We start from the raw sequence: 16,963 nt of genomic DNA, 5'->3' as shown, positions 1-16,963 counted from the left end.
GAAATCCCTTATGCGATTAAAACATAGTTAACTAAAATTACGCCTAATATTATTTTTCTGTAAAACAATACTATATCTTGAGGTGAAGCACATGTATAAACTGTTATCGCATAATGATTTGGATGGTGTTGGTTGCGGGATTTTAGCTAAGCTTGCTTTCGGTAAGCACGTAAAGGTCCGCTATAATTCTGTTTCTAGTCTTGACCGTGAAGTCGAGTGGTTTTTTGAAAATGAGAATCAAGATACATTTTTATTTATTACAGATTTATCTGTAAATGAGGAAAATGAAAAGAAACTTGACGCATTTTATAAAGCTGGTGGAAAGGTACAGCTACTTGATCACCATAAAACAGCATTATCTTTTAATGATTATGCGTGGGGGCATGTCGTAGTTACAGATGACGAAGGAAAGTTCACTTCCGCTACTTCTTTGTTGTATGAGTATCTTGTTTCGCATCAACTAATGGAAGATTCAGAAGCCATAGCAGAATTTGTTGAACTTGTTAGACAGTATGATACTTGGGAATGGGAGAAAAATGACAATCAGCAAGCACAACGACTTAATGCACTCTTTTTCTTAATTTCAATCGAAGAATTTGAAGAGAAAATGATAAATCGACTGCAAACAAGCGAACATTTTGGATTTGATGAGTTTGAAATGAAGATTTTAGATATGGAAGAAAATAAAAAAGAACGTTATATCCGGCGTAAAAGGCGGGAAGTTGTTCAGACGCAAGTAGGTGAATACTTAGCCGGTGTCGTTTATGCAGAATCATATCACTCAGAGCTAGGAAATGAGCTTGGTAAAGAATATCCTCATCTAGATTATATTGCAATTTTAAATATAGGGGGTAAACGTGTAGGTTTTCGAACGATCCATGATCATGTGGATGTGTCTGAAGTTGCAGGGCATTTCGGTGGAGGAGGACATGCAAAAGCTTCAGGGTGTTCAATGAATGAGGAGGCATATAAAAAGTTTGTAGTAGAGACCTTTCATGTAGAACCATTGCGTGAGGATGCCAAACGAAATCATTATAATGTGAAACGTTCCTCGTTCGGTTCGCTCTATAAAAATAAAAAGGAATCAATTTTCCTGATTTATCCCGTAAACGAGTATGAGTGGGCAATTGATAAAAATAAAACAAAAATGGATCTGACCTTTACAAGCTTTGATGAGGCAGAAGGTCACTTAAAAAGAAATGATACAGCCTGGCTTGTAAGGGATGAAGTGTTTGTAAATTACTTAATGGACGAAATAAAGAAGAAATGAACTATTCGGGAAGTGGGTTGGTTAAATTAACTCAGTTCTTCTATGAGCAATCCTATTCTCATATAGAGTGATTTGATTCTCGCATAGCTGGATCCATTCTCGTATAGAGTGATTTGACTCTCGCATAGCTGGATCTTATTTTAGTATAAAGTGAATTTTAGCACATTAGTGTCAACTAACTATCATACACCCCGCCGAAATCTATCTCCAGGCGGGGTTTTGTATTACTCGGGATCCTTTACAACTTGAAACGGTCTCATCATATCATAATCTTCATGCTCTAAAATATGGCAGTGCCACACATAGTCTCCTACATGATTTGTAAATTGCATGATCACGCTTGTAACTGTGCCTGTGTCCACCTTTACCGTATCCTTCCAACCCCGTTCATGCTTCTCAGGTTCTATCGCGGGACCAGTGTACTCAATTGCCCCTGTTTCTAGGAAAATATCGAGGTCAAATGGTCTTCGATGGAGAATTTTGAACTCGATCAGATGTATATGAATGGGGTGGGGAAATGGCGTTAAATTGATAAATTTCCATATTTCAATACTATTGAGCATTGGTTTTTCCGTTACTGGATCATGCCACATTCGGTTATCCAAAAGGAGCATCGGTCGATCGTATTCATCGGTAATAGCACCTAAAGTTAATAGCCTTGTTTTTTCAGCCATATGTTCATCTAAAGGTTGACTTGGAATTAATAATTCTGGAATTTGACTTGTATCTCTTTGCGAAAGAGGTAACATTACTTTAAATTGCATGATGACACCTAAGTTGCCTTCCTCATTCGTATTTTGCAGTACAAATTGTTTGCCATTCCATTTAGAAAAATCAATGATGATATCTGCTCTTTCCGCGGGTTCTAAAGGTAGTGATTCGAGTTCAACTGGTTCAGGTACAAGTCCACCATCTGTTCCGATGAGATAAAAGCTTTGGTTATTCCCAAGTTTTAATGTATATGCATTTGTGTTAGATGCATTTAATATTCTAAAGCGATATTTCCTTGGCTCTACTTTTAGATGTGGCCATATTTTTCCGTTTACAAGAATCGTATTTCCGTTGAAAGCAGGGACAACAGAAGGATTGACTTCTTCATTCGGCGGGGCTGTATTTTCTGGGTAGAAGAGAGATCCATCAGCTTGAAAGGATTTATCTTGTATCATTAAAGGGATTTCGTATTTTCCGCTTGGTAGTTTTAATTTCTTTTCTATAGGATCGCGAATAAGGTAAAAGCCAGCGAGCCCTGTGTATACATTCAATCTTGTAATTCCCATCGCGTGGTCATGATACCAAAGTGTTGCTCCCATTTGATGGTTTGTATATTCATACACTTTCCGAGTAAAAGTGGGACCCGTTTGGGCAAAGTTTTTCGTAAACCATGACTCTGGATAACCGTCACTATCAGAAGCGACATGCGCCCCATGGACATGGACGACAGTTCGCGAGTCTGGAGAATCCGCCGAACCGTGAAGGGTTCGATCTATTGGCAAAAGATTTTGCTTTGGAAGATTATTTATCCATTTCACATGAATTGTTTGGTCCTTTTGCATATCAAGCGTTGGCCCGGGATACACGCCATTATAACCCCATATTTTTGTTGGTGGGAAAAACTTATGAAACTGATGCATCGCTTGCCTCATGTCAATCTCATAGTAAGGTTCATTTTTTCTAAATGTTTTCGGTTTTGCAGTAATAGGAATAGGTAATTCATCGACAAATTTTGGAATAGTATCAGGTTTAGAAGGATCAACCTTTCCTATTTTTTGATCGGTAGCCCGCAACATGAACACACCCTTACATTAAATGTTTTTTGAACTATAGACATTTTATGCAGGACATTTGTTTATGTTTGGGACATTTGCGGATGGTTGGAAAAGGAATGAATAAAAACAAGAAATTCGCCCAATAGATGGACAAATTCCTAGTATGTATGAAGATTAATTGGCAATTCCAGCGCTTGAGAAAATGCTATAAACGATAATCATTAGAGCGATTGCCGCGAAACCAACTGGATAAAGTAGTTTCCAAGGTGTTAATTCAACCGCTTTCTTATCTTCAAGAACAAAGTCGGTATCACATGGTTTAATCTTACCAATTACTAATATAAGAATAATGCATACTACAAATAATATCGCTAAAATATGTAAGTAATGGAGGCCGGTATCCCAGAATAATTGAGTAATCGCATACACTGTAATGAATACACCTAAAGAAACTTTTGCTGCGATAGCTTGAACACGTTTTGTTGAATAACCGACTATCAAAATAGTAAAGATCGGTACATTATAAAAACCATTTACCATTTGAAGATATTGAAAAAAACCTTGTGGCATTAAATCGATTAAAGATGCCATTAACATAGAGAATAAAGCAATGATCGTACCAAATACTTTTCCGTGACGAATTAATATAGGATCTTTCATATTCGGTTTCATATAAGGTTTATAAACATTCAACATTAATAATGTAACCGTTGAGTTTAATCCTGAGTTAAAGGAAGATAATATAGCACCAAATAATACTGCTGCCAAGAAACCTACCAATGGTGTTGGTAACACATGATTAACGAATGCTGAATAAGCGTTAATTGGGTTTAGCTTATCGCCTAATAGGTTGAAAGCAATAATTCCAGGTAATATTAGAAAAACAGGACCAAGTAGTTTTAAAAATGCAGCAATTAATAAGCCTTTTTGCCCTTCTTTTAAGTTCTTTGCTGCTATGGCCCGCTGCATAATATGTTGCGCTGTTCCCCAGTAAAATAGATTAACTAGTAATAAACCTGTAAACGAGGCATTGATGGAAAAAGTAGTAAGACAAATCGATCATATTCGTTCTATCCTTTTTGAAAGAATGACCTATCTTGCTGAAAAAGTAGAAAATGGCTATCGCTTAACATCTTCTTATGTGTATAAATTAATGACAGGTGCTAATCAACCTTTCGCTCTATTTATGGCAAACGAAAAGCAAAAAGAAAAGAAAGAATAAAATAAAAAACGAGTGGGCGGCATTCCTATTAAAAGAATGTTGCCATTTTTCTGGAGATTATTGAGCGTCATATTCTTCATGCTCGTTCGGTATAATCCAAGGGGCATCAACACACAATAATTAGGAGGATAGGGAAGGAGGAATGAAGGATGAAACTGTTAGTATGTAATATAGGTATAATCTTCATTCTATTTTTTGTCACTGGAAGTTATTCCGGTGCGGAGGAACATGGTCGAGCTTACTTTGAAAAAACAGGGGATGTTATTTGGGATATTAAAGCGGAGGAGAAAGTGATTGCTCTTACTTTTGATGATGGGCCACATTCAGTTTATACTCCACAAATTTTAGATGTGCTTGCAAAATATAATGCGAAAGCAACATTTTTCGTCATTGGTGAGCATGCGAAAAAATTTCCTCACCTTATTAGCAGAGAAAAAATTGAAGGACATGAAATAGCCAATCATACATATACACACTCTTATTCAAATCAGGATAAATTGGAAGAGGAGTTAAGGAAAACAGATGAAGTAATCTACAATATCACTGGTGCATATCCCTTATTTTACCGACCAATTGGAGGTGAATATAATGAAAGAATTGTTAACACTGCAGTTCAACAGGGATTTAGAGTCATTATGTGGTCATGGCATCAAGATACACAAGACTGGAAAAGACCAGGGGTAAATAAAATTGTTTCAAAGGTACTATCAGGAGCCAGGCCTGGAGATATTGTATTATTCCATGATGCAGGTGGAGATCGTTCTCAAACCGTAGAAGCACTGCAAGATATTTTACCAGCACTGAAAAAGGAAGGATATACATTTGTAACGGTGTCGGAGCTTTTACAAAGAACAGGTATAGAAGTATTCAATTAAACTTATTGTTTATTACAAGTAAAGGAAGCCGTGTTTTAAATCGAGAAATCCAATTCGACGAAAAATATGGCCTCCTATTTATTTTTGTATCGAGGAGAGTAAAAAATTATGTTATGTAGAATAATGTAATAGACATAATATGCTATATATCGCATATAAATCTAAATAGGTTCACTATAAAATATATAAATAGAAAATAATAATTTTTCTAAAAATATGTATGTAAAACTGTTAAATTCTGCTATCATATATCATAACGATTACTAAGATTACAATTATAAGTCAAAAGTTAAAGTGTGAGTGAACCTATTTTCTATTATCTTTTAATATAAGAAGGAGGATTGTTCGGTGAGTCACCTAGAAACAGAGCCTGTATTAACGGACGAATCAATGGAGTGGTTTGTCAGTAAGACAAATAATGCATTTATCATATTGGATGAAGAGGGAATAATAAAATATATAAATCCATCGTTACTGACTATTCTACAATCTACCTATTTTAATATAGTAGACAACTCGATTCTAGATATCGTTCATGATGAGGACAAACATAAAATAACGGCAAGTTTATTTCACTTACAACAGTACGAATCTTTTACCCCGTTTACTAGTCGTTTTATGTGTGGAGATGGGACATACTGTACGCTATATTGGCAATCAGCTGAGCGGTCTGAGCAAGGAGAGATTCGGGGAATTGCTCTGCTAATAGAAAAAGATAATGAAAGTAAAATTGATAGGGACTCTGCCAATGCGTGGCGAAGTGCTTTTTTTGATCACACGGATGATCCCGCGCTTATTATTGACATAGACGGAAATATAATATTGACTAATAAAGCTTTTGAGAAGACCTTCGGATGGAATGCGAAGGGGAAAAGAAATAAAATTTATTCTATTATATATCAAACGGAAAGTGCATTTATTCATTTTAAAAATAGAGTGTTGCAAGGAGAAAGAACAGTCCATCATCAAATTAAGAAGGATGGTATTGTTATCCCTATAGTTCTTACAGTGTCCCCAATTTACGATGATTCAGGAGTTATTTATTTTTCAGTTATTACAAGAAGTATGAAGGAACTCCAGGAAGAAAGAATGTTAGTTGAAATGCAAAACAAACTATTAGAAGAAGGGGACAAATTATTTCTTGATATTACTAATAATATTAACGAAGTGATTTGCCTTTACGATATCGAGAATGGAGATGTACTATATATAAGTCCATCTATCGAGCAACAACTGGGAATTAGTTTAGATTCATATTATAAGGAGCCCTATAGTATACTTGAGAAATTACAAGTTAGGGATAAAAAAAAGCTTCTTAACTTTTTCTATAGTCATAGCAGGATACCAAAAAAAGTGGAATTTGAAATAAAAGATATTGTGACAGGGGAGCCACGGTGGGTTGAATCAGAGGTTAGACCGATTGTGAATGAGGACGGAAGCGTTACTAGACATGTCAGTATATCTAGAGATATTACAGAGCTGAAGGAACAAAAAAAGCAAGTTAGACAGCTGGATAATTTAGGGCTAATAGGGCAATTGGCGGCCGGTATTGCACATGAAATTAGAAACCCAATTACTTCTGTGAAAGGATTTGTTCAACTACTTTCAGAAGAAACAGAGCATAAATACAATGATATCATCATGTCCGAAATTGATAGAATAGAGTCCATTATGAATGAATTTTTAGTGCTTGCTAAACCATCAAAGGAAGTAAAACTAGTTAAAGAAAATATAAACGATGTGATTAAAGAAATTATCTCATTTATGCGACCTGAGGCGCTATTACATAATGTAGATATTATTACACAGTTCACTGAGGAGTTACAGTTTGTGAACTGTGAGCGGAAACAAATGAAACAAGTAGTGATTAACCTGATTAAAAATGCAATTGAAGCAATGCCGAGTGGTGGAAATATTCATGTTAACACAAAAGCAATGTCAGATGGTCTAATAGTGATTGAAGTAAAAGATGAAGGAATTGGCATTGCTAATGAAAAATTAGAACATGTCAGAGAGCCTTTTTATTCGGATAAAGAGACCGGTACTGGTCTTGGATTAATGATCAGCTATAAAATAATCGAAGACTATAATGGCACTATCAAGTTTTCCAGCAAAGTAGGAGAAGGAACAATAGTTCGAATTTTACTTCCATCAGCCTCTTGATATGGTCGCTTTGGATTAGTTTAAATGTCTTCTGTTGAAATATGGAGGAAGAAAGCAAAGTTAGTTAGCGGATTTGGGAGATTGCACTGGCCAAGCCGCTTTTCTTTATTCTGATAAAAAGGTAGATAGAACTTTATTATTTAAATTGGATGTAAGCGATAACAATTAATTTTATTGGAGTTTTGTGCGCATGAGAAGTGCTCTTGCTAGATTAAAAGACTCGTATAATAATCAAACAATCAAAAAAAAGTTATTTATTTTGGTTTCAATCATTATGGTAATTTCATTTACATTTGCACTAGCTGGTTTGCAATATGTCCTTCGTATCTATGATGAGCAAATTTATAGTAAATCTTCGCAAGTGTTGAGTACATCATCTAATAGTATTGAGAATGAGTTGAAGAATATTGAGGATATGTCATTCGCAATTTCCTCCGACCCACTTATTCAACATTTTTTAACTACGATTGAACAGGAAAGTACAGAATATGAAAAATATCGCATTCGAACAGAAATGATTGATAAAATGTTAGATTATATCAAAACGCAAGGGTTTATTCTATCTGTACACGTAGTTGCAACAAATGGTGAGCAATACAGTGTAGGGACGAACCCAGTAAACATACCAGAAAAAGTTCAGGCAATGATTATTAACCAATCAAAAGAAGCAGCAGGAAGTAATATTTGGTTAAATCAGTTAGGAGATCACCTGTCTCTTGTTTCTGCGCGAGAAATTAGAAGGTATGAGGATTTAAGTTTCGATTCATTAGGGACAGTAATAATTAGAGTGAACTTAGATAAGCTTGTTAGGGGGTTAATGGAAGGTTCAAAGGCACTTGATGGGCACTTCGTTATTACGAATGGTGAAAACGACATAATGTATCCGAGGGAATTAAATGATACATTTCGACGATTAACCATGCCTGTTCATTCAAAATCGGGTTACCGTATTGAAACGATAGATAAGAGAAAATATTTTATCGTTCATATGCAATCTAATTATTCGAATTGGACCTATTTAAATGCCATTCCATTTAATCAAATCTTTGAAAAAACAAATATGCTCAAAACATTTTTATGGATGTTTTTTATCCTCATGTTTCTGGTTGTTTCCTTTTTCGGTATTCGGTTTGCCCGTAATATCACTTTACCTCTGGAAAGCTTGGCCGCAAGCATGCAACATGTACAAAAGGGAAATTTTAAGGAAGCAAAAAAAGAGTCCATGCAAATGTCAAATGTTCATAATGATGAGGTAGGAAAATTGCATAAAAGTTTTATCATGATGATCGATCAAATTGATGAGTTGATTTATGAAAATTACGCAAAGCAAATTACGATCAAGGAGACAGAGTTCAAGGCGCTACAAGCTCAAATTAATCCACACTTTTTATACAATACACTTGAGTCCATTAATTGGCTTGCCAAAAGCAGTGGTCAACAACAGATATCTAAGATGGTCGAGTCACTCGGCTTTTTGCTCCGGAATTCGATTAATCTTAAGCAACCATTAATAACGGTTAATGAGGAGCTTCAAATCATTGCAAATTATATTACGATTCAATCATACCGCTTTGAAGAAAGACTGGAATTCCAGAATGATGTGGATCAAAGTCTTTATCATGCCCAAATCCCCAAATTGACGTTGCAGCCACTCGTTGAAAATGCGATCCATTATGGGTTAGAAATGATGATGGAGCCGTGTAGCATTCATATTCGTTCAATCAAAAAGTCAAACTATTTTATGCTTGTCGTGGAAGATAATGGACCAGGAATGGATCTTGATTTGCTTGAAAAGGTGAAAAAAGGAGTAGTCAAAACACGTGGTCAAGGAATCGGGTTAACTAACATTGACGAACGGGTTAAGCTTTCTTTTGGTGATCAATATGGCATCCACATTGAAAGTGAACTTGATCAAGGAACAAAAATATTCATTACACTGCCTTATAGGGAGGGATGACATGTACAGCGTGTTGCTAGTTGATGATGAGCGAATTATTTTGGATGGTATTTCAAGTTTTATTCAGTGGGAAAAAATAGGTGCGAGTTTGATTGGAACTGCAAAAAATGGCCTCGAAGCGTTTCGAATCATTGAAGAGCAACAGCCTGACATTGTCATTTCTGATATAAAAATGCCTGGCATGAATGGTCTTGAACTAGTTGAAAAGACATACGCAATATATCCTGATATTCAGTTTATCATGCTATCAGGATTTGGTGAGTTTGATTATGCAAAACAGGCAATGCAGTACGGCGTGAAGCATTATCTACTTAAGCCTTGTAATGAGCAAATGATCATAAACGCTTTGAAAGAGATGATGGAAGAAATTGCACTTAAAAAGAATAATAGACAATTTATTTCAGAGATGAAAGATAGACTTGATCACGTGCTGCCTTATGCAAAAGAGCAACTTCTGAAAGAGTTTGTCACACGTGATATGTATGGAAGCTATGATCTAGAGTATTATGAAAAGATTTTTCGATTGGAAATGAAAGACTCTAGGGTTAAACTTCTCCTTATTCAGCTAGAAGGAAACTTCGATTTTGAGCATATGTTTGCGATTAAAAATATATCGGAACAGCTATTTGAACATATTATTCTTAGTTGCACGGTCGAAGATTATGTTTTGATTGTTATCGAAGATAGTAATGAAGAAAATATTCATTTACAAATTGAGACTATTCGGGAGACATTCTTTAAATATTACCAACTCGATACAACGATTGCGATCAGTGAATCTGGAAAGTGGATCCATATCAAAAAATTATATAAAGAAGCACTTGAATGTTTACAGCATCGATTTTATTTAGGAGAAGGCACGATTATTAGAAAAGCAGATATAACCTACTCAGCCGATGATAATCAAATCGTTCTAAACTATGATGAGCAAAGATTTTGTCTACTTGTAAAGTCTGGTCGTTGGGATGATGCAAACAAAGAATTGATGGAATTTTTCAAACAATTAGTTGAATTAAGGATGGAAATTTATACAACAAAGTCATATGTAATCCAGCTATTCAATGCAATGATCCGAATCTGTAGCGCTGAACAAATGAAGATATACCTAGTTTACATATCACAACTTTTGGAAATGGAAACAATTCAACAAATGGAAAGTTTCATTATAAAAATAGCTAAAGAAATAACGCTGCAATTTTATGAGCGAAATAAGTATACCCATTCGGCGATCATTCAAAAAGTATTGCAAACAGTAGAAGAGCAAATTGGAAATCCAGAGTTGTCGCTCAACTATGTAGCCCAAGAAGAATTGTATATGAGCGCTGATTATCTCGGTAAACTTTTTAAGAAAGAAGTAGGGGAGCGTTTCTCCAACTATGTCTCAAAAGTAAGAATGGAGCGAGCAATGCACATGATTCAAAACGAAAATGACGTAAAAGTTTTTGAACTAGCCGAAAAACTAGGGTACAGTGATTCCCAGTATTTTAGTCAGGTGTTCAAGAAACATACTGGGTTTACTCCGTCAGACTATAGAAAAGAATTATTTCCAGGGGGATTATCGCGGATTAACGGGCAGTGAAATTCCCAGTTCAAGACTTAGAGCAGTGTTGAAGGATAACTACCTGTAAAGATCAGATTGGTTCAACTAATACTCAGTGAGGAAGAAGGGAACCCCTCACTTTATAAGGAGGGGAGGATGATCAAAAATAAATGGCTTGTATATTTATCGTTTATCCTGACAATTGCCATAGGCGGTTGTTCAAGTAGTGGAAATAAAGATACATCCATAAAACAAAATCAAGAGATCGTTACACTCAGGCTAGCCTGGTGGGGGGAGCAGCCGAGACATGAGTATATGATGAAGGTCATAGAATTATACGAGAAAAAAAACCCTCATATTCATATTGAGCCGGAATATGCTAATTGGGATGATTACTGGAAAAGGATCGCACCAATGGCTGCTGGAAATGAGCTACCTGATATTATGCAAATGGATCTGCTTTATTTGAGGCCCTATGCTTCGAACCAGTTACTGGAGGATTTGACGACGTATATAGAAGAAAATGTAATAGGTACGCAGTCGATCAGTAGGGAGATTCTTGAGGGAGGCGTTATTAACAATCAGTTATATGGTTTTCCATTAGGACTGAATGCTCCGGCAGTAATTGTAGACCATGCTTTATTCCATTCAGCTCAAACTGTTGGGCCAAAATCGAATTGGACATGGGATGAATTTGAAGATACAGCCATTGAAGTTCACGATCAACTAGATATATTTGGAACGAATGGAATGAAGCCACCAGAAGTATTTTTTCCTTATTATTTGAGGACGCAAGGAGAAAATTTTTATAACGAAGAGGGTACATCACTTGGTTATAAGGATGACCAGTTATTTATCAACTATTTTAATCTCCAATTACAATTAGTGAAAAAAGGTGCATTTCCAAAACCAAATGTGACAGAACAGATTAAAGTTATTGAGGATGAATTGCTAGTTAGCCAACTATCCCCTATGACTTGGAGCTACTCTAATCAGTATTTTGGATTCTTGTATGCTTCCAAAAGACCACTTGAATTATATCCTCCACCTCGTGGAAATTTAAATGATGGATTACTAGTGAGACCGAGTATGTTTTTCTCAATAGGGAAGAACTCTATGCAAAAAGAAGAAGCCGCAAAATTTATTCACTTTTTTACAAATGATGTAGAGGCAAATCAATTAATTCAAGGAGAGCGCGGTGTACCTGTCTCAACAAAAATTGCCAATGATCTGTATCCAAACTTAAACAATGAGCAGAAAAAGGTGTTTGATTACGTAAATCAAGTGAGAGAAATTAGTGAAAAGGTGGAAAGCCCTGATCCGATTGGCGCGATTCAAATCGTTGCGCAATTACAAAGCATATCCGAACAAATTTTATTTGAAAAGATAACACCTGCTGAAGGTGCAAAGCTATTTAGAAAGGAGGCAAATCGCATTCTTTCTAAAAATAATATATACGTGAAAGAACATTGAACTTCGAATATAGTAAAAAGTTTACACATAATGTAGTGAGTCACTGGTGAATTCCGCTTCAGTCGCTTTGCTCCGTGCAGGGTCTCACCTGCCATGCTTGATCCCCTCGGAGTCGCCACCTTACGCTTCAATCAACTTGGTTATACTATTCTCACAGTGCTATGTTCCAATCAGGCAAAAGTAGTAAGGCGCTTTAGACATCCTTGTTGAATAAGGAGGAATGTCCTTTTGGGAACTTATTCGCATAGGCAACCACTGCAACCTTTGGAACTTACTCTTGGTTGCTTTTTTTTATGATCATAGTAATCTACAATCCGATTGAAAGAAGATTACCATTTATTTCAACTCCCTCTCATTTTGACATTATTATTTGTGTTCAACCACTATTAAGGTACTTTTCCCTATACTTCATCAAAAGTAATTACGTTATCTCATTTACCTTATACACCCTATTATATGATCTCTAAGTAGCAGGGATCATATTCTTGGTCTGTATTATTAACCAATATGTGTTTACATAGGATGTTTTTCGTATAATAACTGTTTTTTAAACAATCTAAGCTGTTTTTTAAATTCTGATAATTCATAATGCATATACAATAGTATATGTAAGTGCTTTCATTATAGGGGGGATAAAAGTGAAGAGACTGATGGTTTTATTTTTGTCAGCTATTATGGTGTTTGTATTAGCAGCGTGTAGTGGTGGAGAATCAACCAATGGTGATAGTAAAGATGCTGGAAAAGATAAGGGCGCAAGTAAAGACGATAAGATAACATTGCGTATTGCATGGTGGGGTTCGGAGCCAAGGCATGATTATACTGCTGAAATTCTTAAACTTTATGAAGAGAAGAATCCTAATGTCAAAATTGAAGCAGAGTATGCTAGTTGGGATGATTATTGGAAAAAGTTGGCTCCCTCTGCGGCAGCAAATGAACTTCCAGATATTGTTCAAATGGATCTATCCTATTTTTCACAGTACGCGGGAAATAATCAGTTAGAAGATTTAACGCCGTATGTGGGAAAGGAAATAGATACTTCGAATTATAATGAAAATATCATCTCCGGCGGAATGCTCGATGATAAATTATATGGTTTTAACACGGGAGTTAACGTTGTTGGTTTCCATTACGATCCAGCACTTCTTAAGAAAGTGGGAGTAGAATCGATTAAGGAAGACTGGACTTGGGATGATTATCAGGAAATTGCGAAAAAGGCTAAAGATGCTGGTCTTTATATTGATACGGGTATGAAAGCGGACGTATTCTTTAATTATTATTTACGGACGCTTGGAAAATCGCTTTATAGTAAGGACGGTACGACGCTCGGATATGATGACGACCAAATGTTTATTGACTTTTTCACGATGCATTCAGGGATGGTTGAAAAAGAATATACTCCAACTCCAGACTTTTTGGCACAGTTAAAAGGAATTGAAGATGATCCAGTAGTAACGGAAGATGCGATTGGAATTTGGCAATGGTCTAATCAGTTTGTTGGTTTGCAACAGGTTGCGGATAGACCGCTTGAGATGCACACCATGCCGGGACCTGGAACGAAAGAAGGATTGTATTTGAAACCAAGTATGTTCTGGTCAATGGCAAGTAATTCAAAACATAAAGAAGAAGCTGCGAAATTGATTGATTTCCTTGTCAATGATATTGAAGCAAATAAATTAACACTTGGAGATCGTGGAATTCCAGGCTCATCTGTTGTGAAAGAAGAGTTAAAGCCACTCCTATCTCCAGAGCAAGTACAAGTATTTGATTTTGTTGAAGCGGCTGAGGAAAATAGCTCTGCATTCGATGGTCCAGATCCAGTTGGGGCAGGACAAGTGATTGAGCTATTAGATAATCTGTCTGAACAAATGAATTATGGGCAGCTAAAAGTGGAAGATGCAGCAAAAGAGTTTAGGCAACAAGTGGACGGCATTTTATCACAAAACTAATAAAGACTAAGTGAAGAGAAAGCGACCGATTAGCGACGTACAAAATGTAGGAATCCTGAAGTTTGGTAGTCGTTCGGCGCTTGATCACCTTAGAACTAAGAACGCCACATTCTATGGCGTCAGTTACTAGTAGATTCTATACAATGAAGCTGGATACGAATTAATTGTATCGTAAATGAATTGCAACAAAACTTATATCTTTTATGATCTAAAGGCTTGGCTCCTTCGTAGACATTCCAGCGAAGGTGCCTTGTTTTTACAGCTAGAAAGGAGAAACAAAAATGAGTACACGGGTATTCAAGCAAAACCTAAGAGGTTATTTATTTATTAGTCCGTTTGTCATCGGATTTCTCGCCTTTACCCTCATACCTATATTAACTTCGCTCTATTTTTCTTTTACTAAATATAATATGTTTTCGGCTCCATCATGGATAGGTTTGGATAATTTTAAAAAAATGTTTACGGATGATCCAAGATACTGGAAGTCATTAAAGATAACGCTCATCTATGTATTTGGAGGAGTCCCATTAAGGCTTGGGTTTGCACTTTTAATTGCGATGATTTTAAATACGGCTTCAAGAGCTGTTGGATTATATAGAACGCTATTTTATTTACCTTCATTAATTGGGGGAAGTGTAGCGGTAGCGATCATGTGGCGCAATATTTTCGGTGATACAGGGATCGTGAATGTGGCACTTACATTGATCGGCCTACCAGCTATACGCTGGTTCGGCGACCCGCTCGCGGCTTTATGGATGCTTATCTTTTTATCTGTATGGCAATTTGGATCATCAATGCTCATTTTTCTTGCTGGTCTTAAGGGAATTCCCACAACGTACTATGAAGCTGCAAGTGTAGATGGGGCAAGCTATTGGCAAAAGTTTAGCAAAATCACATTGCCAATGTTAAGCCCTGTTATATTATTCAACACGATCATGCAGACCATTGCAGCCTTTATGACCTTTGTACCTGCGTTTATTATATCCAAAGGAACGGGTGGTCCGCTTGATGGTACTTTACTTTATTCACTTTATCTCTTCAAGCAAGGGTTTGAGTTCTTCAATATGGGATATGCATCTGCAATGGCTTGGGTGATGTTGCTTATCGTTGGTATACTAACAGCCCTTGTTTTCATGACCTCGAAATTCTGGGTCCATTACGAGTCGGAAGGTGGGAGCTAACAGATGAGCACCAAAACGGTAAAATCAATTAGGGCTGTACAAACGAAAGGTTCACCCAAAGCAGGGAAAATGGCTAAATGGTGGATTTATCATTTGTTAGTGGGAGCATTTGCGGTGCTTATGCTATATCCCGTTATCTGGCTTATTATGAGTTCGTTTAAACCGAGCGCATCGATCTTCGTCACGGCAAAATCACTTATTCCAGAAACATGGATATGGGATAATTATTCCCAAGGATGGGAAGGGATCGGTGGAATTGGCTTTAATGTCTTTATAAAAAACACAGCCGTACTTGTTGTATTAACGATGATTGGCCAAGTTATTTCTTCCGCTTTAATCGCCTTTGGATTTGCAAGATTAAAATTTGCTGGTAGAGGATTTTGGTTTGCGTTAATGATGGTTACCCTCATGCTTCCATATGAGGTCGTAATGATCCCGCAATATATTATATTTGCGAAACTAGATTGGTTAAATTCAATTAAACCACTCGTTATTCCAGCCTACTTTGGACACCCATTTTTTATTTTCTTGCTCGTGCAGTTTATTCGGACCATTCCAAGAGAATTAGATGAGGCGGCAACGATTGATGGATGTGGGACATTCAAAATATTTTATAAGATCATCTTACCCTTAATAACACCGGCTATGGCAACCGCAGCTATTTTCTCATTTTATTGGACATGGGATTCGTTACTTGGACCTGTTTTATATTTAAACAGTCCAAGTAAATACACTGTTTCTATGGCGCTAAATATGTTCCTAAGTAATGAAACAGTGTCAAACTGGGGGGCAATGTTCGCGATGTCAGCAGTTTCTCTCATACCTGTATTTATCATATTCTTTATGTTCCAGCGCTATGTCGTAGAAGGAATTAGTACAAGTGGGCTAAAAGGATAATTAAATTTGAATAAAAGGGATAGGAGGCTGAACGAAGATGGAAACGACATCTGGATTTATGGAAGGTTTATATCGAGCGTGTGATTGGATCATGAAGCTTACCATTTTAAATATACTATGGATTTCCTTTTCATTACTCGGCCTAATCCTTTTCGGCATATTTCCTGCGACAGCTGCGATGTTTGCAGTTGTCAGGAAATGGGCTATGGCTGAGATGGATGTATCCATTTTTCAGACATTCTGGCAATCTTATAAAAAGGAATTTGTTAAAGGTAATTTGTTAGGAGCGATTATTACTATTTGCAGCATTGTTCTTTATATTGATTTTCACTTTCTCCAGGTTGCAACAAACAGCGCAATAAAAATGCTGTTCATTCCATTTTGGATCATTGTGTTTCTGTTTATTTGTACTCTTTTCTATGTTTTTCCGATGTTTGTTCATTACAATATGAAAATTCGTGAGGTGTTAAAAAATTCCTTTTTTATAATGGTGATGAATCCGCTTCGAACGCTTATTATGCTAGTAAGTAGTGGTGGTTTGGTATTCCTTCTTACATTCGCTCCTCCGTTAATGATCGTCTGTAGTGGAAATGTATTAGCGCTTGCTATGATGAAACCAGCCTATAATGCGTTTGAGAAAATAAATCGGCACCATACAAATTAAATGGATTTC

Annotated in this window: 13 protein-coding genes; 11 read left to right on the top strand and 2 right to left on the bottom strand. The window is 36.4% G+C overall.

Annotated elements, in window-relative coordinates:
- Positions 1 to 91: 91 nt before the first annotated feature.
- Entirely contained in the window at positions 92 to 1,270 is a 1,179-nt protein-coding gene (locus BLE01S_RS12500) for a DHH family phosphoesterase (RefSeq protein WP_066142486.1), read from the top strand.
- Positions 1,271 to 1,494: 224 nt separating this feature from the next.
- On the opposite strand, the gene BLE01S_RS12495 is transcribed toward BLE01S_RS12500, so the two are convergent.
- Both BLE01S_RS12495 and BLE01S_RS12490 read right to left on the bottom strand, forming a co-directional pair.
- Positions 1,495 to 3,057: a multicopper oxidase family protein gene (locus BLE01S_RS12495; RefSeq protein ID WP_111703391.1), complete on the bottom strand. Its 1,563-nt coding sequence runs from the start codon at positions 3,055 to 3,057 to the stop codon at positions 1,495 to 1,497.
- 153 nt (positions 3,058 to 3,210) lie between these two features.
- On the bottom strand, positions 3,211 to 4,071 hold the full coding sequence (locus tag BLE01S_RS12490; RefSeq protein ID WP_274379917.1) for a sodium:solute symporter family transporter: 861 nt from the start codon (positions 4,069 to 4,071) through the stop codon (positions 3,211 to 3,213).
- Here BLE01S_RS12490 and BLE01S_RS12485 point away from each other — a divergent pair.
- The 10 genes from BLE01S_RS12485 (at position 4,070) to BLE01S_RS12440 (ending at position 16,954) form a co-directional block, all read left to right on the top strand.
- Positions 4,070 to 4,258: a hypothetical protein gene (locus BLE01S_RS12485; protein ID WP_066142484.1), complete on the top strand. Its 189-nt coding sequence runs from the start codon at positions 4,070 to 4,072 to the stop codon at positions 4,256 to 4,258. The two genes, BLE01S_RS12490 and BLE01S_RS12485, sit on opposite strands and share 2 nt — an antisense overlap.
- Before the next feature lie 149 nt (positions 4,259 to 4,407).
- A complete protein-coding gene (locus BLE01S_RS12480) occupies positions 4,408 to 5,133 on the top strand; it encodes a polysaccharide deacetylase family protein (protein ID WP_066142481.1) in 726 nt (241 codons plus the stop codon).
- Positions 5,134 to 5,481: 348 nt separating this feature from the next.
- Positions 5,482 to 7,296: a PAS domain-containing sensor histidine kinase gene (locus BLE01S_RS12475; protein WP_066142477.1), complete on the top strand. Its 1,815-nt coding sequence runs from the start codon at positions 5,482 to 5,484 to the stop codon at positions 7,294 to 7,296.
- Between the two features lie 190 nt (positions 7,297 to 7,486).
- Positions 7,487 to 9,253, top strand: coding sequence for a sensor histidine kinase (locus tag BLE01S_RS12470; protein ID WP_066142474.1), 1,767 nt, complete (start codon positions 7,487 to 7,489; stop codon positions 9,251 to 9,253).
- Position 9,254: 1 nt separating this feature from the next.
- Positions 9,255 to 10,832, top strand: a complete 1,578-nt coding sequence (locus tag BLE01S_RS12465; protein ID WP_066142473.1) for a response regulator transcription factor — start codon at positions 9,255 to 9,257, stop codon at positions 10,830 to 10,832.
- A gap of 117 nt (positions 10,833 to 10,949) precedes the next feature.
- The gene (locus BLE01S_RS12460) at positions 10,950 to 12,266 is read left to right on the top strand and encodes an ABC transporter substrate-binding protein (RefSeq protein ID WP_066142470.1); all 1,317 of its coding nucleotides are present in this window, start codon (positions 10,950 to 10,952) and stop codon (positions 12,264 to 12,266) included.
- A 650-nt stretch (positions 12,267 to 12,916) separates the two neighbouring features.
- Positions 12,917 to 14,212, top strand: a complete 1,296-nt coding sequence (locus BLE01S_RS12455; protein ID WP_066143393.1) for an ABC transporter substrate-binding protein — start codon at positions 12,917 to 12,919, stop codon at positions 14,210 to 14,212.
- A gap of 281 nt (positions 14,213 to 14,493) precedes the next feature.
- On the top strand, positions 14,494 to 15,393 hold the full coding sequence (locus BLE01S_RS12450; protein WP_066142468.1) for a carbohydrate ABC transporter permease: 900 nt from the start codon (positions 14,494 to 14,496) through the stop codon (positions 15,391 to 15,393).
- Positions 15,394 to 15,462: 69 nt separating this feature from the next.
- The gene (locus BLE01S_RS12445) at positions 15,463 to 16,290 is read left to right on the top strand and encodes a carbohydrate ABC transporter permease (RefSeq protein WP_066143388.1); all 828 of its coding nucleotides are present in this window, start codon (positions 15,463 to 15,465) and stop codon (positions 16,288 to 16,290) included.
- Between the two features lie 37 nt (positions 16,291 to 16,327).
- Positions 16,328 to 16,954, top strand: a complete 627-nt coding sequence (locus BLE01S_RS12440; RefSeq protein ID WP_066142466.1) for a YesL family protein — start codon at positions 16,328 to 16,330, stop codon at positions 16,952 to 16,954.
- The last annotated feature ends 9 nt before the right edge of the window (positions 16,955 to 16,963 follow it).

The sequence above is a fragment of the Lederbergia lenta NBRC 16444 genome, assembly GCF_001591545.1.
Taxonomy (GTDB): domain Bacteria; phylum Bacillota; class Bacilli; order Bacillales; family Bacillaceae_C; genus Lederbergia; species Lederbergia lenta.
Note: the sequence above shows the minus strand (reverse complement) of the source record. Positions and strands in the feature narration are given on the sequence as shown.

Coding starts and splice junctions, on each gene's coding strand:
- BLE01S_RS12500 (WP_066142486.1), top strand. CDS start 92: ATGTATAAACTGTTATCGCATAATGATTTGGATGGTGTTGGTTGCGGG.
- BLE01S_RS12495 (WP_111703391.1), bottom strand. CDS start 3,057: ATGTTGCGGGCTACCGATCAAAAAATAGGAAAGGTTGATCCTTCTAAA.
- BLE01S_RS12485 (WP_066142484.1), top strand. CDS start 4,070: ATGGAAAAAGTAGTAAGACAAATCGATCATATTCGTTCTATCCTTTTT.
- BLE01S_RS12480 (WP_066142481.1), top strand. CDS start 4,408: ATGAAACTGTTAGTATGTAATATAGGTATAATCTTCATTCTATTTTTT.
- BLE01S_RS12470 (WP_066142474.1), top strand. CDS start 7,487: ATGAGAAGTGCTCTTGCTAGATTAAAAGACTCGTATAATAATCAAACA.
- BLE01S_RS12465 (WP_066142473.1), top strand. CDS start 9,255: ATGTACAGCGTGTTGCTAGTTGATGATGAGCGAATTATTTTGGATGGT.
- BLE01S_RS12460 (WP_066142470.1), top strand. CDS start 10,950: ATGATCAAAAATAAATGGCTTGTATATTTATCGTTTATCCTGACAATT.
- BLE01S_RS12455 (WP_066143393.1), top strand. CDS start 12,917: ATGGTTTTATTTTTGTCAGCTATTATGGTGTTTGTATTAGCAGCGTGT.
- BLE01S_RS12450 (WP_066142468.1), top strand. CDS start 14,494: ATGAGTACACGGGTATTCAAGCAAAACCTAAGAGGTTATTTATTTATT.
- BLE01S_RS12445 (WP_066143388.1), top strand. CDS start 15,463: ATGGCTAAATGGTGGATTTATCATTTGTTAGTGGGAGCATTTGCGGTG.
- BLE01S_RS12440 (WP_066142466.1), top strand. CDS start 16,328: ATGGAAACGACATCTGGATTTATGGAAGGTTTATATCGAGCGTGTGAT.